Source organism: Chloracidobacterium sp. (genome assembly GCA_016716305.1).
GTDB lineage: Bacteria > Acidobacteriota > Blastocatellia > Pyrinomonadales > Pyrinomonadaceae > OLB17.
On record JADJWP010000001.1, the window covers coordinates 207,264 to 227,579 of the forward strand.

Genomic DNA, 20,316 nt, shown 5'->3' on the forward strand with positions numbered 1-20,316 from the left:
GCCGGCGAGCATTACCTCGTCGGCTTTCTTTGCATCTCACTTATCGTTGGCAGTCGGGAAGGTGATCTTATCGGTCTGCTGCAGGGGGCCGAAGCGGCACTTCAGCGCAGCAGTGATTCAATCGCCTTTATCTTCCCTTCGGTTTCGGCAATGGCCGGTAGATCGATGTCGCCCAGATTGCCATCGGCTTTCATCTTGTTCAGATTGGCGTGAGCTGCCCTGAAATTCTCGAGTGCGTTGTTCAGCATTGCGGTTCGATCGCGCTTCGCCGCAAGGGCCTGATATGCCCTTCCCATTCTTTCGAGATTGAAGGTCGACATTCGAACCGCGTAAATATTCTCGGGGTTGATGCTCAAGACTTTGCCAAATTCGTCGTTTGCGGTTCGGAAAGCCTCCAGGGCCGAATCGAAGTCCTTTAGCGAAAGATAGGTCTCACCGACCGAAAAGCGCGTATTGGCCACATCGTATAGGGCTTCGGCATTGTTCGTATCGGCACTACTAAGCTCATTGAATGTGTTCATCGATCGCGTCAGCATTTCAAGCGATCGTTTGCTTTCACCAGCCGAGTCGAGGGCCTGAGCGAGCTTTTTGTACCCCATCGCGACGTCGCGTTTTGCCTGAAAGCTCTTCTGGTCGGCACGGTAAAGCCGTTCTGCTATTTCGACACCCTTAGAATATAGTTCAACGCCCTTTCGAAACTCTTCGACGTCAACGTGATTCTCGGCGCGTTTGTTGTAAGCGAGCATCAGCGACCGATTGACCTTACGGTCATCCGGTGCGCGGCCTGCGACCGACAGCAGCATATCGAGGCCTTTTTGCAGATTTTCACCCGCAAGCTTCAACTCGCCGTCCCATCCCTGGGCCTCACCGATCGAGACGAAGATAAAGGCAAACTCATGTTCGATAGCCAGGTTCGCGGGGTCTTCGCGATGCAGCACCTCAAGAATGTCTCTGGCACGCGAATAATATTCGATCGCCTTCTTATTGTCGCCTTCAAAAAATGGTATCAGCCCCCGCGACCTGAGCACTTCCGCAAGTTTGGCCCTGGCCGCAAAATCTTGCGGCGATCGGGCAACGATCATCTCGCGAATTTCAAGTGCTTTATCGTAATTTCCGACCGCCTTATCGTAATCGCCGCCGTGCGAGTCGACATCGGCGATCAGTTTGTGGATCGTAGCAAGCTCGCCGGCCAACTGAAGGTCCTCAGGCGTTCGTTCGAACATTGACGCGCGGATCGATCTCGATTTCTCGTAGCTCAGGAGTGCTCCCTTGACGTCACCGATGTTCGGACTGTACGGGTTGCCCTGCACGTCTCCGACCTTTTCGTATGCGGATGCAAGTTCTCGCTGCAGCCCCGGGTCATTTTCCGACTCGCTCGCTAGCCTGTCCAGATATTCAAGTGCTCGCTTAACCAGAAGTTCCTGGGCAGCGGTCGTTCCCGGAATGTTCTCGATCATCGGGCCAAATTCGAATAAGAACGAATTTGCCAAAGACCGCACATCGTTGAACCGCCGTTCTGCCTTTGCCTTTTCAGCTGTCGCGATGCGGCCTTGCCAAACGGTCGCGGCAACCCCGCCCGCCATAGCGGTGGTCAAGATCGCCGCCCCGCCGACCCGCAGTCTGTTTCGCGCGACAAACTTGGTCGCACGGTAGGAAAGGGTGTTTGGCCGGGCATTTACCGGCAAGCCCTTCAGATACCTTTCGATGTCTTCTGAAAAGCTTGCGACCGAGCCATATCGTCGCTCAGGTTCTTTCCGCAGCGCCTTCAAAACGATATTGTCGAGATCGCCCCGGATAGTATTCGACGAAAGGACAAATCGCCCCGGACCGGTGTGTCGGCCGAGGCCCGGGTTTGTTCGCGCCTGATCGACAAGACCTGCATCATCTGGCCGGACGACCGTCGGAGCGGAAGCCAGCATGCCGAATTGCCGCGTTTTCATCGCAAGCATGTCCGACGGCGGCACCGGATCGTTCTCGAGCACGGCGTTGTAGATCTCCCTGATGTCCGATTCGCTCGAACCGAACGGCCGGTTTCCGCTGAGAAGCTCGTACAGAATGACGCCGAGGCTGTAAACGTCCGAGAGTGTGGTCACGCTGCTGCGCTTCAACTGCTCGGGCGACGCATATGACGGCGTCATTACACCCATTCTGGTGATCGTTGCCGAAGCGGCCGAATCGAATTCCTTGGAGAGGATCTTCGAGATGCCGAAATCCAACAGCTTCGGGATCCCGTCATTTGTGACCAGAATGTTTGACGGTTTTAGGTCGCGGTGAACAACCAGATTACGATGTGCGAACTCGACGGCCGAGCAGACGACACGAAATAACTCGAGTCGTGCCTTAAGCCCGATCTCGTTCACATTGCTGTATTCGTCGATCGGCAGGCCGTCGACAAACTCCATTGCAATGAATGGGATCCCTTCATCGGTCGTGCCGGCGTTCAGAAGCCTTGCAATATTCGGATGATCCAGTGAAGCGAGAATTTCACGCTCTTGCTCAAAATGACGCCGCAACGCACCGGTATTCATTTCGCGCCTCAGCAATTTCAGCGCGACCTTTTGTTCGAACTTCCCGTCGGCTCGTTCGGCAAGATAAACGGCACCCATTCCGCCGTGACCGAGTTCACCGTTGATGCGGTATGCACCGATCCTTTTACCGACCATGCCGCCGTCTGCGCCGTCGATGAAGTCTTTTGAAAACTCGACCGCCGAGCCGTCCATCATCGCGGCGGCCCCGTGCTCCATCGAGAGCAGCGATTCGACTTCGGACCGGATCTCGGGAGAAAGGCCGAGTTCGTTCAGAAACCGCGGGCGGTCCGCCGGTTCGATCTCAAGTGCCTCGTGAAGCACTTCTTTGACGCGTGGCCAGTTATCCGTGTTCATACGATTTATTCGCTTCCGGATCTAAATGCGAATTTTCGCTTCCAAGTGTGACAAATTCACTCGATCAAACTCGTGTGAGGAAGTTCTCGATCACGCACGGCTGAGTTCACGGAAAAGCCATAAGCGGGCGGACTGCCATTCGCGGCCTACCGTCCGTTCGGAGACGTCCAACGCAGACGCGATCTCGCCGTTGTTCAAGCCGCCGAAGAACCTCATCTCGACCACTTTCGCTTGCTGTTCGTCCAATTCGGCGAGCCGATCGAGGGCGTCGTTTAACGCCAGAATGGATTCGGCGCGCTGTTCGACCGGTATTTGAACGTCGTCCAAAGAAAAGTGGATCGGGTTGCTGCCGCGTTTTGCAGCAGCATGAACCCGTGCGTGATCTACCAGGATCTGCCTCATCAAACGCGATGCGACGCCGTAGAAGTGACTGCGATTCTGCCAGTCGATACCTGACTGCTGCGCGATCCGCAAAAACGCCTCATGGACGAGTGCGGTTGGCTGCAGCGTATGATCGCGACGTTCACGCGACATATAATAGCGGGCCTGCCGCTTCAGTTCGTCATACACAAAAGGCAGGAGCCGTTCTTTGGCGTCCTCGTTACCGTCGTTCCAGTCCTGAAGGATCTGCGTAATTTCAGAGCTTCGCATCACAATTGCCTGTCGCCGTGATCTCGTCCATATCCGCTCAGTGTTCGTCGAGAGCGCGGATTTAGGCCTTAAGCCAAACCCCGGCCGGGTACTTCAAGGTCCGCTACACGGGCCGCAAACGACCCCGTCTATGAACCGATTCGGATGTTAACGAATTGCGGGTGACTGCCGCATATACTAATACACCCCAAATAGAAATGAAAAGTCGGATTGAGGCCGGTTTTCCATCCTGCTTGGAGTTTCGAGAAAGGCTAAATGCCAGAAACGAGGATCTATCATCGATCCCGTCGCTCAAGGCCGATGTCCCGTGTGGGTAGCGGACACGACGATCGATCTGCGGAACAAAGATCACGAGTGAAAAAAAGAGCGAGCCTGATCAGCCCGCTCCGTTTATTTTGGTCGAAACCCGAACGAACTTACGCCGCCCGATCACCTTTTCCCAATACCAGCCGCAGCAGCAGCAGCAAGATGATCGCTCCAAGTATCGACATTATCCATCCCGCGGCGTAGTTCTCGCCGCCCCACAGGCTTCCGCCTATGAACGTGCCGAGGAACGCACCAGCAATTCCGATCACGATAGTTAGCAAAATACCAGTGAGGCCGGCGGGTAACGCTTCTTTTCCCGGCATCAAGAATCTGGCGATCGCACCGACGATCAGCCCCACAATGACAGTGCCCAGCATGCTAAACATAGACTCTCTCCTTCTGAATTAAGATTATCGATTTGGATCCGATGACCAAGTATATCGTTTCTCATCGAAAATCGCGAAAAGAATCGAACTGACATAAACTCGTTACGGCCCTATATTTCAGCCGTCAGCTCTCGAACGAGTCTATGAACTAATATCGTACAGAACTGTACCGTTCACGTTTCGAGCCGATCGCAGAACGTTCTGCGATCGCCGTAAATGCTTATGGTGATAGCGATTTCTGAACATAACGGTCGTGGCACACGATTTGTATCTAACCAAGGTGAAAGCTTGTTTTTATAATTTATATAGGTGGTAGATCGAAAATGTCAGAAGAAAATCGAATCGGAAGCAATCTTATTTGGGCAGTAGCAATGATAATAATCGTTGCGATAGTTGCGGGTACGTTCTATTACGGCGGGTTTCTCAACAGCAATAAAAAGCACGAGATCGACGTCGAGGTGAAGGTACCGGGTGTCTCGAAGGGCTCTTGAAGGAATGAGAGTTATCTAAAGAAAGCTCCCGTCCGTTACGGTCGGGAGTTTTTTTGTTTAGGCATTGTCACGTTTCAAGGCTATGTCTTTTGATCATCCCGTAAAGCCGCGGACGGTACACTCCAAGTAGATTTGCGGCGGCTTGTTTGTTGCCGCGTGTACGATCTAAGGCGGCCCTGACTATCCCGCTTTCGATCGAATCAAAAACGTCCTGATTATCTTGCCCATCCCTCGGCTCTGGCAGCTTTTCAACTATCAATTTACCTACCTGCTCAAACATGTGCTCGCCCTCGAGAAAGTTGAAGATCGAACCCGGCGGAACAGCCTGGATGTTGCCGCCGTTGGCCGCAACGGCACCCATTTCTCCGCTGTTCGGAATGTCCATATTGTCGATCTTGCCGGTCTTGCTCAACAGAACGGCGCGTTCGATGACGTTTTGAAGCTCGCGGACGTTGCCGCGCCAGATATAGTGCAGCATCTGATCGTAAGCGGACTGCGTGAAAGTTGCGTCGGGGCGTCCGTACTTCTCGGCGAATATTTGCAGGAAATGCTCGGCGAGCATGGGAATGTCTTCCATTCTCTCGCGGAGCGGCGGTATCTTGATCTCGATCGTATTTATCCGATAGTAAAGATCCTCGCGGAGAGCTCCGTCGCTGATCGCCTCAAAGGGATCGCGGTTGGTCGCACAGATCAGTCGGAAATCGGCATCCTGCGGCTTGTCGCTCCCGACCCGGTAGTAGACCTTTTCCTGCAAAACACGCAGCAGCTTCGGCTGCAGATCAACAGGCATTTCACCTATCTCGTCAAGCATCAGGCTGCCGCCGTTCGCTTGTCCGATGAACCCGACCTTATCCGTATTCGCACCGGTGAACGAACCTTTTACATGGCCGAACAACTGTGATTCGATCAGGTCCTTAGGCAGCGCGGAGCAGTTGACCTTCACAAATGGCTGTTTCGAACGGTGGCTCTTGTAGTGAAGGGCATTTGCAATGACCTCCTTCCCGGTGCCTGATTCGCCAAGGATCAATACATTCGCATCCGATTCTGCAACGTTTTCGATGATCTCATAAATATTCTGCATCGAACGCGCACCGCCAATGATGCCCTCGTATGACTTTCTGCTGGTCAAATGGCCGCGAAGCTCTTTGATCTCGGCGGCCTGTCGGGCATTGATCTGTGCCTGCTTCTTGGATTCGACCGCGTTTCGAACGTCGACCATCAGTTCCTCGAAATCGACCGGTTTTACGATGTAGCCAAAGGCACCGACGCGCGTCGCTTCGATCGCTTTCTGCGACGAGTCGTAACCCGTGACAACGATGATCTCGGTTTCGGGCGATATCATCTTGGACTGTCTGACCATTTCGATCCCATTGATGTCCGGAAGATTGAGGTCAGTCAGAACAACGTCAAAATCCTCAGACTTTGCGTATTCGAGACCCTTGGCACCGGTGTCGGCCGTGATCGTGTCGAAACCCTCTGACTTAAGCTGAAACGTCAGCAGTTCGAGCGTCACCTTGTCGTCGTCGATAATGAGAGCCTTGTTTGGCATCTTCTGATTTCCTCGTAAATCGATCGGCGGTCCAGACAGTAACTGAACCGAGACTCGCGATCTTACATCTTTCAGCCGCTTCTGTTCTTTAATGACCGCAAAATTTATGCCAATCCCACTTACCCGTTAGACAGCGATAAAACCTCGTCTGATGGCTCAGATCGGCGAGCCGACTCACAGTTCGAATGTATTCTTTCAATACAGATTATACACAATTTCTTCATGCGTATCCTAATGTTATTTCCCGGGCTGCTTTGTGCCATCTTTCGATACACACTACCGATCATGGCCGCTCAACCTGGATTTGTAAGTATTGCTATCACGGGACTTATGATGATATCTGTGAGACTGGCATGGATCTTGTAGTATGAATCCACACGTAAACATAGGATTTCGAGAACTTACTTCAGGAGGTATTTATGTTAGAGACCATTATCGTTATAGTGCTTGTATTGTGGCTGCTCGGACTCGTTGCCGGTCAGACGTTCGGCGGCATTCTTCATACGCTGCTGCTTGTTGCCCTGGTCGTTTTTGTCATACGCATCCTTTCCGGGCGACGTGCTGTCTGATCTGAGCGGTCCCCGCGACATCGCCAAACCCGGATAGCCTGATAGGCATTTTCTGGTAATATAGACCTCGATATTCACTTGAGTAACGAGGTCTTGCTCTTGTTCGATGGGCCGCTTTTCGTGCGGGTCCATTCCCCCGGTGGAACAGAAATGGACGCAATGATCGATTAATGACGAAACCAACAGGCCAGCTTTCAGCGATCGGTTCCGATCATATGATCGGGCTCTTTGACGAGATATTCGAACTCTACGGAACCATCGATGCGGTCGGCCGAGTGGCCGATATGCGAGGGCGTATTTTCGATCGCACGAATACCGATCCGGACCTTTTGGTCGGCCAGATCTTAAGCGAGACCGTCTTCTGGCAATCGTCCCAAAACACATCAAAGCTGCTTTCTAATGCGATCGAGACGGCGGGTTCTGGAAAGAAGGTCGAGATCATTCTCGATTTCCGGATCAGCGTCGACGAAAAGATACCGCTCGATATAACACTACTGCCCCTCGCACGACCTGACGAACCTGCAACCATATTCGTTTGTGCGATCACACATGACCGCTCGATCGGCGATTCGCTTCATGTTAAGCGAGAGAGCGTTCAGCTGCTGGCCGCGGCGGAGAACGCCGAGATCGGACTTTGGTTCTGGGATTTTCCGGAGGAACGCGTTTATGCGACGCCTCAATGCAACGAACTGCTCGGCTTGCCGGCATACGGAGCACTCAGCTATGAGAGCTTCATAAATACGGTTCACAGCGATGATCGTGAATTCGTTTCCAACTTTCTGGCTGAATCCCGACGGCTCGGTACTAAGTACGAGGAAGAATTTCGTGTGATCTATCCGGGCGGCGAGGTCGAATGGATCTGTGTCGAAGGCAAATCGTTTGTCAACAGTAACGGCGAGCCGATCAAAATGATGGGTGTTGTCAGGAAGATCACCGAGCAGAAATTGGCTGCGGAGGAACTTTCGAAAGTATACGACCGAGAGAAAAAGGCTCGTGACGAAGCGGTCGAAGCCAACCGGGCAAAAGACTTCTTCCTTGCCTTCGTTTCTCATGAGCTCAGGGCCCCGCTTAATGCGATCCTGGGCTGGTCAAAGATCTTACTCACCAAGGAAGTTGACGAAGAAACCCGACGAAATGCTCTTGAGACCATCGAACGCAGCGCGCGTGTGCAGACCAAGCTGATCAATGACCTCGTCGATTCGGCACGCGTCGCCTCGGGCAAGCTTCGCCTTGAATACAGGCCGACGAATCTCTACGAACTTGTGCGAGGTTCGTTTCAGGCACAAAAACCTGCGGCCGAAGCAAAGGGCATAACGCTTGAGTTCGGTTCCGATCGCGCGGACCTAAGTGTCTATGGTGATGCGAACCGACTGCAGCAGGTCTTTGGAAATTTGATCTCGAACGCCATCAAATTCACGCCGGAGGGCGGCAAGGTCGCGGTCAATATCGAGTCGACCGATTCGACAGCGTCGATCGTCGTTTCCGACACCGGCCAGGGAATCAATCCCGATGCTCTGCCGAGTATATTCCGGCAGTTTTCGCAGGGCGATGCAAATCAGACGCGAAGCAGTGCGGGCCTTGGGCTCGGACTTTCGATCGCAAAGATCCTGGCCGAACGCCACGGAGGTTCGATCGAGGCACACAGTCCGGGAATCGGCAATGGCTCGACCTTTACGGTACGTCTTCCGCTCGCGAATGCCGCCGTTCAGCCTTTGGCCGCGTCGGTCACTGCACCGTCGGCAGAACAAATGCCGCTCAAGGGCTTGAAGATCCTGGTTGTCGAGGATGACGCAGATTCCCGCGAAGTGCTTCAGTTGTTTTTGGAACAAAGCGGAGCAGCCGTTGTAACTGCGACCAATGCGCGGTCAGCGATACGCATGCTCACGAACGCGTCAGACAGATTGCCCGATGCGATAATTTCGGATCTCGCGATGCCCGAAGAAGACGGCTACTCGATGATGAAACGCATCCGTGCGATGTCGAAAGAAAGCGGCGGACAGATCCCTGCACTTGCGCTTAGCGCGTTCGCGACCGCTGAAAGCAAAGCTAGGGCTGCAGAGGCAGGATTTCAGAGTTATTCCACCAAACCGTTTGAGCCCGAGGTCTTGGTCAACGAGGTCTTCGAGCTTTACCGACGATTTTCCGGCGGCTCGGCAGTTCCGGCCGGATCGGCGAATGCCTGAACCGCCGCACGATCACCGATCTAGGCCGATCATCTGAGCGGCCCGAACTTAATATACGAAAAACCCGCTTTTATCTCCGATGCGGTATTGCATCCGATCAAGCCGACAAGCAGCGAATCGGAAAGCGCCGCCTCATATGCCCCTGCTTCCTTCCATTCCGCCTCTTCGTTCAGCCTCCAGAACGCCGTGATGACATTCCCCTTACGGATGATCTTCAGGTCGACCTCGCCTGCTGACGTCGGAACATCGCCCGGTGTAGAAAGTGGCTTGTATTCGGTAGGGGTACGGACGTCCATGCGGATCCCGCTTTCGCCGCCGCCGGTGCCGCCAAACGCCCTCTCCAATCGCACGTAATTCTCATCATCCTGAAAAATGATCAGCCCTGCTCCCTGATAGTCTTCTTTCGGGTCAAATTCGACACGCGTTTCGATCTGAAAATCGCCGGCTATTGCCGTCAGCACCCGCGGAGCCGTTCGGTTCTCGCCAAATAGATCCTTACCCGACGGTATCGTAAGAACAAGCTTCTCGTCGACGAATGACATTTTCGACGGCGCTGGGGCATCAGGATCGACGAGCTTCCAGCCTGCCTGAAGGCCATCGGGGCCGAACCGAACGGTCTCCTCCCGTTCAAGCCGTCGCCCTACGGTTTCCGGCTGTTTGGTTTGGTCCGGCTGTGGAGGTTTTACTTCGGTATTCGCTGGCGTCGAAGGCGTGGGCGTCTTCGATGGCTGACTCGAATTCGAACGATCGGGACCGCCGCCGCAGGAAACGGCGATCATGAACAACATTGTCACGCAAAGAGCTTTGATCATGGATATTTCACTCCCGTTCAAATCTTGCTGCGATCACCTCGCCCTCCGGCCTGCCAAGGCGGGCGGTGATCCGCGGATACGTTTCTTCCTCGGTCTCAAGATCTGCGATCCCCAAAAGTGCTTCGGCCTCGTGGATCGCATCGACCGTTCCTTCTATCTCGACATAGTTACCGAATGGCAGGACGTCGACCATCACTTCAGCTTCGCCCGTTCGCCACGTCTTTCGTCGCTTTTCGTACACCAGAACGGGCTGCAGGCCAAGTTCCAGAATTATCCGCTGGATTGCGGCGGGGTCGCTGACATCGGTTTCCTCTTCGACCTGATGTTTGATGTCTCCGCCGCCATCGAGCCGGCGTTTGTACGTCAGGGTCGCACGATCCCGCGTCTTGCGAACCCGAAGCACCGCACCTTTCTCAACAAGGGCCGGCCCCGCATAAATGGTGTTCTCTTCTTCGTCCTCGCCTAGAAACTCCGAACCGTGACCGGTCAGCGCCGCCATTACGTCCACAATTCTTTCTTCGGGCAGCCTGTATTTCTTTTCGATCTCGATCGGCATATTCAGCGTTTGGTATCTGCGGGTCGCCGTCTGATATACGGCAATGTCGACAGTCGGTCATGAGTGCCGTATCCACTTCCATACTTCAGGGATCGTCGCACGCTTGCCGTACATCAGCATTCCGACTCGATAGACGCGCGAGGCTATCCAGACAAGGCCGGCGATCGCAAGCGCATTAACAAGAACCGAAAGTGCTATTTGCCAAACCGGAGGCGTCTCGGCGAGTATTCTGACGGGCATCGTTATCGGGGCGAAAAACGGTGCGATCGAAACCCAGAAAGAAAGCGATGAGTTCGGATCACGAATCACGGCAAAGCTGAAATAGAACCCGACGAGCAGGAGCATGACCGGCGGAAACGCAAATTGACCGCCCTCCTGAACCGTGGTTACGATCGAACCGATGAGCGCGAAGATCGAAGCGTAAATAAAGAACCCGAGCAGGAAGAAGATCAGAAAATAAAGGATCATCAGCGGAGTGATCGTCGGTACCGACTGCATCAACTGGCTAAGATCGGCCTGAAGCGCCAGGAAACCAAGTAAGACCGTTGCTGACACTACCCAGATCGAAAGTTGTGTCAGTCCGGCTAGTCCGACACCGACCAGTTTTCCCATCATTAGTTCGAACGGCCTTGCCGATGAAAAGAGTATCTCGGCGATCCGGGTCTCTTTTTCCTCGACCACCGCGCCCATAATCGCCTGTCCGTAGATAGCGAGCGTGATGTAGATCATCAGTCCGATGATGAATGACGCGATCATCACGCCGTCGGCATCCTTTTCAGCTCCGGTCTCATCAAGGCCTTTGGCGTCGAAATTGACCGGCGCGCTGAGTTCGGCAAGCCGCTCTTCGCTGATGTTCGCATCGGCAAGACGCTGTGACCGAACCGCATCATTAAGAGCATCGCGAAACGTGTCGTTCGAAATAAAATCGCCCCCCTTGCGTGACCGAAACTCGAAACGTGCGTTGCTCGCAAGGATGTCATCAGGCACAAGCAGATATGCATCTATCTCGTCCGCCGATATTTTCCCGAGCAGTTCCGTCCGCATTTCCTCGAGCCTTTTGCCCACCGCATCGTATTCGACCAACGTGAACGACTGCATGAATTGCGCCGCGTTGTTTCGCATCTTCTCTTCCTGGCTTGCCGAGAGCTCCGTCAGCGATTCCTTGGACGCCTTTTTCGCTTTCTCGATCAGACGATCGGCCGAAAGATTGCGCTGAAGCCGCGGCATGATCTTTCCCGACGGGTCAGCGACGGCTATCCGCGTCGAATCGCCTTTGAGCGAAAAGATGATCGCAGGCACGATCGCGAATCCGATCGCAAGGAGTGGCAGCAAAAGCGTGCCGATGAGAAACGACCATTTCAGAACTACCTTTTTATACTCGTGTTTTACGACGGCTAAGAATTTTTTCATTTTTCCCTGATCTACGGCATATCACTGCTGTGAACCGCCCACGCTCTCGATGAAGATGTCGTTCAGACTCGGTTCGGTCTTTTCGAATTTCGAAATGACAACGCCCGATCGCACCATTTGCTTCAAAACATCTTGTGCATCAACTCCCTCGGCGAGATGTAGTTCCTGTTCATCGGCGTGTGTGACGACCCGCGATATCAACGTAGTATCTGCCAACACCGTCTCGCCGCCGGTTCCGCGAAACGCAATAAGGTTATCGCCATAGCTTTGTTTGACCTCACGCAAACTTCCCGAAATGACCTTTTTCGACTTGTTGATCAGCAAGATGTCATTACACAGCCTTTCTGCGGTCTCCATTAGATGCGTTGAAAAAATGATCGTCTTTGAATCGCTCTTGAATTCCGACATGACCTCGATCATGAATTCGACGTTGACCGGATCAAGGCCGGAGAATGGTTCATCGAGTATCAGCAGGTCCGGATCGTGCAGCACTGTTGAAATGAACTGGATCTTTTGCTGCATCCCCTTTGAAAGATCGGTCGTCTTTTTTTTCTTCCACTCCGAAAGGTTCATTCGTTCGAGCCATCGATCGATGCGTTTGTCGGCCTCAGCTGACCCGATGCCCTTCAGAGCCGCAAAGTAACGGAGCTGATCGATGACCTTCATCTTCTTATAAAGGCCTCTCTCTTCAGGCAGGTACCCGATCCGATTTTGAAGGTGCGGCGACATTCGCTCGCCGAAAAGCGTGATCGACCCCTGGTCGGGAACCGTGATCCCAACGATCATCCTGATCGTCGTTGTCTTCCCCGCTCCGTTCGGCCCGAGAAAACCGAAAATACGTCCGGGCAGGACTTCAAAACTGAGGTCGTCCACAGCCGTGAAATCACCAAATCGCTTTGTCACCCCTTCGACGCGCAGGGTTGCGTTCGTTTCCGTCATAAAGTTCTCGAGATCTATTGACTCTTGTAAATCATACGCGAGTCTTCGGCGGGGCGTCCAACGGTCGATCTGGCCTCAGCTGACCCCTGTCATCGCGAAAGCCGCTTATCTCGGATGAGAAATTCGAGAGATTTGGGCTAGTATTGCGGTTATGGCTGAAGCGTCAACAACCGAGAGAATTAACCCGAACGGCAACGGCGAAGGGTTCATCGAGATCTTTGTTTATCGAAGCGGCGCGGACGCGGTCGAAGAAGGATTTTCAATAGAAGAGCTGCCCGATCTGCTTGCCGATCAGACCAATGTCGTCTGGGTCGACCTCAGGGGCGAATCTGAGGCCGATCTGCCAAAGATCCAACATCTGCTGCTTGATGTTTTCAAGTTCCACCATCTAACGGTCGAGGACTGCATCGAAGAGCGTAATCAACCAAAGATCGAGGCTTTTCCGGATTATTTCTATTTTATAGTGCACGGCGTAAAGCCGGACGAAACGTCGCCTACCAACTTTGTAACGAAAGAGCTGGACGGTTACCTCGGCCACAATTACGTCGTCACATTTCACACTGAGCGATTTCGCAGTATCAGAGACGTGAAGACACTGTTGCGAAGCACTCCTTTCGCCTGCCAACGCGGTGCCGCATATTTACTTCATCAGATCCTCGATCAGGTCGTGGATTATTATATGCCGCTCGTTGATGATTTTGACGATGTGATCGACGGACTCGAGGAACGTGTACTTCGGATGCACAAACGCGACAACCGGGTGCTCGAAGACATCATGGACGTCAGGCGCAGCGTCGCACGCCTCAAACGGATCTCGACGCGTCAGCTCGAAGTGTTGTACCGGATGTCGCACGGCGAATTTCCGCAAATACCCGAGAATGTTATCCCCTTTTTCCGGGATGTTCACGACCATCTGCTTAGGATCTCAGACCTGTCGGAAAATTACCGCGATCTGATCGGCGGTCTTTTCGAGATTCATTTTTCGGCGGTCGCGACCAAGACCAACGAGGTGATGAAAACGCTCGCGGTCGTTTCTGCGATCATATTGCCGCTTACGTTGCTCGCCGGCATCTACGGTATGAATTTCGATTACATGCCCGAATTGCGGTCACCTATCGGATATTTTGCCACGCTCGCCGCGATGGCGTTGATCACGGTGGTATTACTGTTCTATTTTTGGAGGCGAGGCTGGATCTTTCAGGGCGAACACGACCCGGATGAGGATGATAAGAAGTGAATGGCCAAACCCTTTGACCTAAAGTTCAAGACGCTGCCACATCGACTCGACCTGGACGTCACCAAAACCGTAGACTGCGGCTCGTTTCTGAAATTCCGGAAATGCGGCCTCGAAGGTGCTGATCCCTTCGTTCCGCAGCTCTGAAAGGATCTCGATCGGGCGTGTTTCGATGACAGCCGCCGCCTCGCAGACCTCCTTCAGAAACGGGAAACACGGCGATCGATGATCAGCCAACCGGCGAAGTTCAGCGTGATCATGATGCCTGAATGCATTCCAAAGTCTCGAGCCTTGCTCGATATCATCAACCGTGAACTCGATCCTTGATTCAAAACACTTCAGCAGATCTGCTGCATCATGTCGGCCAAATCCCTTCCACACCTCGTCCGGCGAAGCGTTCAATGGTGCGACGCGGAAGATCGTTACGTCCGAACCATTCAGCAGGTCAAGGCAAAACCACATATTGACGCTGCAAAAAAGCTCGTATTCGAACCACAGATTCACTTCCGAGCCGGGCGTCAATTCCGTAAGCACGTTGATCTCGTCGGCGACCTTTTCATGATAATCGATCACGTCGTCGCCATATTCGGCCAGAACGAACTGTGCGCGCTCGTCCCAGAATTCGGCCAGACCAGGAGCATCTATCGGACCCGAGATCAATGCTTCGCGAAATACGATCAGTTTGCCATCGAGGCCTGTCTTATTGAACTCTTCGACTTGGGCGTCGCCCGGAAGAACGTGATAGATCATATCTGAAGACTTACTGCGTAGATCACCGCAAGGCAAACACCGGCGTACACGCCTGCGACCAGATCGTCCGCGCAAACACCGAGGCCGCCCGGCAGTTCCTGAAGACCGTCTATCGGATACGGCTTCCAAATATCAAAAAGCCGAAAAAGTAGAAAGCCGGCCAATATGTAATGCCAGCCGATACCAAACGGAACGAACAAAAACACGACCAATTGGCCCATTACCTCGTCAACGACAGCTTCCGACGGATCGGAATTGCCCAACAGATCGATCGAACGGCCCGATGACCAGATTCCGGCGATCGCAAACAGCACCAAACCGACAGCAAGAACCGCATAGACCTGAGCCTGGGACGGCCCGTTCATAAAACCGAAACCCGTTCGTCTTAGATATTCCAGAAGGCTTTCGATCGAAAGGTAGATCACGATACCGACCATCGAACCCCACGTTCCCGGCGCGATCGGCAAATAACCAACGCCCCATGTGGTCAGACCGAGGGCTAGGTGGTCTTTGATCCCCTCAGGTTTTCGGCGTTCGATGGTGTGTTTCATACGATCGGTAGATCGGCCGCAGTAAAACCCGCGATCCGATGTCTAAACAAGATAAGAGAACTTAAAGATCGACCGGCCAACTAAAACTCGATTCCCTGCTGGGCATAGATCCCTGCATGAAATGGGTGTTTGATCTCCTTCATTTCGGTGACGAGATCCGCAGCTTCGATGAGTTCAGCGGGTGCGTTTCTGCCGGTAGCTATGATGTGCAGGTGCTTTTGTTCTCCGCGGACCGCCTTTATCTCAGCAACAACGGCGTTCACATCTAGAAATTTGTAATCGAGAACGTATACCAGCTCGTCAAATACCAGAAGATCATACTCTGCAGACCGCATCTTCTCGACACAGAGTCTCCAGGTTTCTTCCGAGGTCCGGATGTCGACAGCAGGGTCTTTTGTATCCCATGTGAATCCGGCGCCCATTGTATGGACCTCGACACCGAGTTTTTCCAGTGATTCATGTTCGCCGTAACGATCCGTGCTCGATTTCATGAATTGGATCATGCAGCATTTCATTCCGCGTCCGGCCGCCCTGACAAGCACGCCGATCGCAGCTGTGGTCTTGCCTTTACCATCACCGGTGTTGACCATCAGCAGCCCGTGCGTGTTTTCGCGATAGTCCTCGCGACGCCATTTATAGCGCTTTTCTTTCGAATCCGTCATAACAAAAGAAAAAATCGGCGGCAGACCTGTAAGTGGCTTATTGCCAATTGCAACCCGCGGCCGACGGTCCTGTCGATCAAATTGTGAGCTGTCTATATGAGGTCTGGCGCGACCGTGATATCGCCGGCCCAGATCGTGGTCGCATCCTCGACGGCTTCGCGCACTGCCTCGACCAATTCGCGCTCTTTCTCGTCCCAATTACCCTCGATCCTCAGTCCGGCCGCATTCCGGTGTCCGCCGCCGCCAAACTTTTCGGCGATCTTTGCGACATTGATATCGCCTTTGGACCGAAGGCTGACCCGATATTGTTCCGGGCCGGTCTCGCGCATATAAACGACGGCGAGAATTTCACGCGCCGCGAGCGGGATATTCACAAAGCCATTGTTGTCGCCATCGACGGCATTGGCGACCTCACGCATTTCTAGCGTCTGCCGCATCCAGGCGACCCTGCCGCTCTCATCGCGTTTCACAGTGCCGAGCACCTGTCGCATCAATTCGATCCTCGACCATGGATAATTGTTATAGACAGCTTCCGATATCTCGGCCGGCTTTACCCCGGCCTTGACGAGTTCGGATGCGACCTTTAATGTCCGGTCGGTCGTGTTCGAAAAGTGAAACGACCCCGTATCGGTCACCAGAGCCATGTAGACGCATTCCGCGATCTCTTTCGTAACCCGGCCGCCGATCGCCTTGCAGAGGTTATAGATCATTTCGCCGACGGCCGAAGCCGTCGAATCGATCCAATTGATCGTTCCGAAATGTTCGCTCGTGGCATGGTGGTCGATATTTACAGTAAATTCGCTTTCGAGTCCTTTGATCCCCGGCCGTTCAAGGTCCGAGCATTCGATAACGAAGATCGCGTCGTACTGTGTATCGATCGCTTCCACATCGCGGATCTCGGCCGCACCGGGAAGGTGCCTGTAAGCGGGCGGTATCTCGCCATTCACAATAACCTCGGCCGATTTACCGAATGAACGAAGAAGCCAACACAACCCAAGCGACGAGCCGACCCCGTCGCCATCGGGTTTGATGTGCGTCGTGATCCCGAACTTCTGCTTGCTTTCAATTAACTCTACTACCTGACTTAACACTTATAAGAAAGACGAGGGTCAAAGTCTGAACAAAAGCCGGTTTCTGCCCTGTTCTTTATCCCTCGCCATCCGTCCTTTCATTTAATTCGCCCCTGCTTGTCAGATCTCGCAGGATCTCGCCCACGCGAGCTGCGTTCTCCTCGGCGGTGTCCCTCGCAAAGTACAGAATCGGGACGTGGCGCAAACTAAGATTCATTGCCACTTGCTGCCGCACAAAACCGGCTGCGTGCTGCAGTGCTTTCAAAGCCGTCTTTATCTCGTCCTCGGAGCCTTCGACGAGAACGTAAACCTTCGCGTCTCGAAGGTCGTCGGAAACCTTTACGTCCGTAACGATAGCCGTTTCGATCCGTGGATCGTCCAATTCGAAGCCGACGACCTCAGCGATCTCTTCCTTTAAGGCTTCCGCCAATCGTTCCGGACGACGCATAACTTCAGCTGAAGATCGAAAGACCGTTTCGTCGACCGGCCTTTCCGATCTCCGTTCCTTACAATTCGGTAGCCGCGATTCGCTCGATCACAAATGCCTCGATCTCATCATCGACCTTGATGTCGTTGAAGTTGACCAGGCTGATACCGCATTCATATCCCTGCTTGACCTCGTTCGTATCTTCCTTGAAACGCTTGAGTGACGAGATATCACCTTCCCAAACGACAACCCCATCGCGAATAAGACGAGCTTTCGCCTGGCGGCGGATAAGTCCGTCGGTCACACGACAGCCTGCGATCGTACCGATCTTGGATACCTTGAATGTCTCTTGTACGAGAGCCTTGCCCAGAATGACCTCTTTCTCGATCGCGTCGAGCATCCCGATCATCGCGGCCTTTATCTCTTCTTCGACCTTGTAGATGATCGAGTGGAGCCGGATATCGACGTCTTCCTGTTTCGCAACGTCTGCCGCACGTGCCTCGGGTCGGACATTGAATCCGATAATGACGACCGCCGTCGATACATCGTCTGCCTGCGTCGCTGAGGCGAGCAAAACATCCGATTCCGCGATCGCCCCGACACCGGCCCGGATGACCCGAACCTTGACCTTTTCGGTCGAAAGTTTTTCGAGCGTCGCCCGTAGAACCTCGACCGAGCCTTGAACGTCAGCCTTGAGGATGACAAGAAGTTCCTTGACCTCGGCCTGGCCGAGCGATTCGATACCGCGTTTTGTCGTCTTCAGCATCGCTGCCTGACGCGCATGCATCTGACGCTGGCCAGCGATGGTCTGCGCCCGATCGACGTCCGCGACGACCTGGAATGTATCACCCGCCTGAGGAACGCCCTGCAGCCCGAGCACTTCGACCGGTGTCGCTGGTCCTGCCTCGGTGACCGGTTCGCCGCGATCGGAGAACATCGCCCTGACCTTTCCGTAAAACTGGCCGACAATGAACGGGTCGCCGACACGCAGCGTCCCTTGCTGAACAAGCGCCGTGGCCACAGCACCGCGGCCTTTGTCGAGTTTTGCTTCGAGCACCACGCCCGATGCACGCCTTGTCGGGCTTGCCTTCAGGTCAAGAATATCTGCCTGCAGCAACACGGTTTCGAGAAGCGTGTCGAGGCCTTGCCGATTCTTGGCTGAGACCGGGACCATTTCGACGTCGCCGCCCCAATCGATCGGCTGCAGACCAAGCCCTGCGAGACCTTGTTTGACCTTGTCCGGATTTGCGTCGGGCCTGTCGATCTTGTTGATCGCGACAATGATCGGGACTTTTGCGGCTTTCGAGTGTTCGACCGCTTCGACCGTTTGAGGCATGACACCGTCGTCGGCCGCAACGACCAGGATGACGATATCCGTCGCCTTTGCACCACGGGCACGCATCATCGTGAAGGCTTCGTGGCCGGGTGTGTCCAAGAATACGACGCGGCGAGGATGTGCCGGATCTTCGGCATTCGCGACCTGAACACTGTACGCACCGATGTGCTGCGTGATGCCGCCGGCCTCGCCCTCGGCGACACGCTCGGACCGGATCGCATCCAGAAGCGAGGTCTTACCGTGATCGACGTGACCCATCACCGTGATCACCGGAGCTCGCGAAAGTTCGACATCATCTGCATCAGCTGCGATCAGTTCTTCGAACTCCTGTTCGATGACCATTTCCTCGAACGGTACGAAGCTGACCTCGTAACCAAAATCGAGTCCGAGTTCGCCTGCCATCTTTTCACCGATCGGCTGGTTGAGCGTGGCAAAGACGCCTCGTTTTATCAGCAGCTGTACGATGTCGCGCGGCGTGATGCCAAGCGCTTCAGCGTATTCGCGAACCGTTGCTCCTTCGACGAGCCTGACCTGTTTTAATTCTCCGCCTTCTACGCGTCCGACCTGTGACATCACGCGTTCTTCGATGGTCCGCTGACGCGGAGCATCGAGATCACGTTCCGCAAACCTGCCGCCTTTCGCGTCCACGCCCTTGCCTTTTCGTCCGCCGGAGCGGCCCGGCCTGCGGCGGCTGTCTGCCGGCGGCGTGTAATTCAACTGCGGTGTCGCGGTCTCACCCGGCGTGCCCTTGAATTCGGGCCTGCGGACACCGCGAGCATCGCGGCCTGCGCGTGCGTCGGTGGTAAGCTTGCCGGTGCGGGTCGGCTGTTCGGCCACGACGCGTTCGCCCGGCTTTACGCCGCGCGCAAGCGCGTCCGGGCTAAGGATAAGCCGCTTTACTTTTGTTCCGCTCGGCCCAACCGCGGTCGATTCGGAACTTGCTTCCGGCGCGGTCTCTGTCTCAGCAGAAACGACTTCGGTCTCCGGCTGTTCCGATTTGACCTCGGCTGTTTCCGTCTCCGGAGCCTCTGCTGTCTCAGCCGAAGCCTCGGCGGGAGCGACGACCTCGGCCGGTTTTACGTCCCTGGCCTTGAGTACCTTTCTTACGGTCGCGGTAGGTTTGGCCTCGGGCTCAGCCTCCGGCACGGCCGCCGGTTTCGCCTTTACCTTGACGGCGGTCTTCGGTGCTTCAACTACCGGTGCTTCCTCGACCGGAGCGGCAGCTGCTTCGGCCGGCTGCTGCTCCTCGTCGGTTGTCTCCGATTTCTTTGATGCCTTGATGACCTTGATCGCCCGTTTCGGCGTCGGATCTGCTTTCGGAAAGTATTTCAGCCGCACCTTCTCGGCCAACTCCATGCTCACCGAATTGGACGGCACACTGATATCTGCTCCCTCACGGCGTAAATCTTCCATTACGCGCTTAGTGTCCTGCTTGAGGTCACGTGCAAGGTCATAGACTCGTATCTTCTTACCAATCGGCATAAGTTTTCCTGTAATTCAACTTCCCCAAAAACTGCGACTCAACGCGTAACGGCCAAGACAAAAACAAAGG

The 20,316-nt window shown here is 54.2% G+C and carries 18 protein-coding genes; 4 read left to right on the forward strand and 14 right to left on the reverse strand.

Features of this window, described 5'->3' with window-relative positions; all coding sequences use genetic code 11:
- Positions 1 to 101: 101 nt before the first annotated feature.
- The 3 genes from IPM28_00825 to IPM28_00835 form a co-directional block, all read right to left on the reverse strand.
- Positions 102 to 2,882: a serine/threonine protein kinase gene (locus IPM28_00825; GenBank protein ID MBK9171542.1), complete on the reverse strand. Its 2,781-nt coding sequence runs from the start codon at positions 2,880 to 2,882 to the stop codon at positions 102 to 104.
- Between the two features lie 90 nt (positions 2,883 to 2,972).
- Positions 2,973 to 3,533 carry a sigma-70 family RNA polymerase sigma factor gene (locus IPM28_00830; protein ID MBK9171543.1) on the reverse strand — a complete coding sequence of 187 codons (561 nt, stop codon included), beginning with the start codon at positions 3,531 to 3,533 and terminating at the stop codon, positions 2,973 to 2,975.
- A gap of 416 nt (positions 3,534 to 3,949) precedes the next feature.
- A complete protein-coding gene (locus IPM28_00835; GenBank protein ID MBK9171544.1) occupies positions 3,950 to 4,225 on the reverse strand; it encodes a GlsB/YeaQ/YmgE family stress response membrane protein in 276 nt (91 codons plus the stop codon).
- Positions 4,226 to 4,548: 323 nt separating this feature from the next.
- Here IPM28_00835 and IPM28_00840 point away from each other — a divergent pair, with 323 nt between their 5' ends.
- The gene (locus IPM28_00840; protein MBK9171545.1) at positions 4,549 to 4,716 is read left to right on the forward strand and encodes a hypothetical protein; all 168 of its coding nucleotides are present in this window, start codon (positions 4,549 to 4,551) and stop codon (positions 4,714 to 4,716) included.
- A 67-nt stretch (positions 4,717 to 4,783) separates the two neighbouring features.
- Here IPM28_00840 and IPM28_00845 read toward each other — a convergent pair whose 3' ends face one another.
- A complete protein-coding gene (locus IPM28_00845; protein MBK9171546.1) occupies positions 4,784 to 6,265 on the reverse strand; it encodes a sigma-54-dependent Fis family transcriptional regulator in 1,482 nt (493 codons plus the stop codon).
- 419 nt (positions 6,266 to 6,684) lie between these two features.
- Between IPM28_00845 and IPM28_00850 the strand changes: the two genes are divergently transcribed.
- Positions 6,685 to 6,834 carry a lmo0937 family membrane protein gene (locus IPM28_00850; protein ID MBK9171547.1) on the forward strand — a complete coding sequence of 50 codons (150 nt, stop codon included), beginning with the start codon at positions 6,685 to 6,687 and terminating at the stop codon, positions 6,832 to 6,834.
- Between the two features lie 170 nt (positions 6,835 to 7,004).
- Positions 7,005 to 9,017 (forward strand): response regulator, encoded by a 2,013-nt coding sequence (locus IPM28_00855; GenBank protein MBK9171548.1) that lies wholly within the window; start codon positions 7,005 to 7,007, stop codon positions 9,015 to 9,017.
- Positions 9,018 to 9,046: 29 nt separating this feature from the next.
- On the opposite strand, the gene IPM28_00860 is transcribed toward IPM28_00855, so the two are convergent.
- From IPM28_00860 to IPM28_00875, 4 genes are read right to left on the reverse strand one after another with little or no spacing between them, the layout of a single operon-like run.
- On the reverse strand, positions 9,047 to 9,829 hold the full coding sequence (locus IPM28_00860; GenBank protein ID MBK9171549.1) for a DUF1349 domain-containing protein: 783 nt from the start codon (positions 9,827 to 9,829) through the stop codon (positions 9,047 to 9,049).
- Between the two features lie 7 nt (positions 9,830 to 9,836).
- Positions 9,837 to 10,385 carry a class IV adenylate cyclase gene (locus tag IPM28_00865; protein ID MBK9171550.1) on the reverse strand — a complete coding sequence of 183 codons (549 nt, stop codon included), beginning with the start codon at positions 10,383 to 10,385 and terminating at the stop codon, positions 9,837 to 9,839.
- 57 nt (positions 10,386 to 10,442) lie between these two features.
- Positions 10,443 to 11,795 carry an ABC transporter permease gene (locus IPM28_00870; GenBank protein MBK9171551.1) on the reverse strand — a complete coding sequence of 451 codons (1,353 nt, stop codon included), beginning with the start codon at positions 11,793 to 11,795 and terminating at the stop codon, positions 10,443 to 10,445.
- Between the two features lie 21 nt (positions 11,796 to 11,816).
- Positions 11,817 to 12,734 carry an ABC transporter ATP-binding protein gene (locus IPM28_00875; GenBank protein MBK9171552.1) on the reverse strand — a complete coding sequence of 306 codons (918 nt, stop codon included), beginning with the start codon at positions 12,732 to 12,734 and terminating at the stop codon, positions 11,817 to 11,819.
- A 151-nt stretch (positions 12,735 to 12,885) separates the two neighbouring features.
- Between IPM28_00875 and corA the strand changes: the two genes are divergently transcribed.
- Positions 12,886 to 13,971, forward strand: coding sequence for a magnesium/cobalt transporter CorA (gene corA, locus IPM28_00880; protein MBK9171553.1), 1,086 nt, complete (start codon positions 12,886 to 12,888; stop codon positions 13,969 to 13,971).
- 18 nt (positions 13,972 to 13,989) lie between these two features.
- Here corA and IPM28_00885 read toward each other — a convergent pair whose 3' ends face one another.
- The 6 genes from IPM28_00885 to infB all read right to left on the reverse strand — a co-directional run bounded on the left by IPM28_00885 (position 13,990) and on the right by infB (position 20,246).
- Positions 13,990 to 14,718, reverse strand: a complete 729-nt coding sequence (locus IPM28_00885) for a hypothetical protein (GenBank protein ID MBK9171554.1) — start codon at positions 14,716 to 14,718, stop codon at positions 13,990 to 13,992.
- Positions 14,715 to 15,269 carry a phosphatidylglycerophosphatase A gene (locus IPM28_00890; GenBank protein ID MBK9171555.1) on the reverse strand — a complete coding sequence of 185 codons (555 nt, stop codon included), beginning with the start codon at positions 15,267 to 15,269 and terminating at the stop codon, positions 14,715 to 14,717. Before IPM28_00890 ends, IPM28_00885 begins: the two co-directional genes overlap by 4 nt.
- 80 nt (positions 15,270 to 15,349) lie before the next feature.
- Entirely contained in the window at positions 15,350 to 15,931 is a 582-nt protein-coding gene (gene cobO / locus IPM28_00895; protein MBK9171556.1) for a cob(I)yrinic acid a,c-diamide adenosyltransferase, read from the reverse strand.
- Positions 15,932 to 16,023: 92 nt separating this feature from the next.
- Positions 16,024 to 17,022, reverse strand: a complete 999-nt coding sequence (locus IPM28_00900; protein MBK9171557.1) for a bifunctional oligoribonuclease/PAP phosphatase NrnA — start codon at positions 17,020 to 17,022, stop codon at positions 16,024 to 16,026.
- 55 nt (positions 17,023 to 17,077) lie between these two features.
- The gene (gene rbfA, locus IPM28_00905; GenBank protein ID MBK9171558.1) at positions 17,078 to 17,449 is read right to left on the reverse strand and encodes a 30S ribosome-binding factor RbfA; all 372 of its coding nucleotides are present in this window, start codon (positions 17,447 to 17,449) and stop codon (positions 17,078 to 17,080) included.
- Between the two features lie 58 nt (positions 17,450 to 17,507).
- Positions 17,508 to 20,246, reverse strand: coding sequence for a translation initiation factor IF-2 (gene infB, locus IPM28_00910; protein ID MBK9171559.1), 2,739 nt, complete (start codon positions 20,244 to 20,246; stop codon positions 17,508 to 17,510).
- Positions 20,247 to 20,316: the final 70 nt, after the last annotated feature.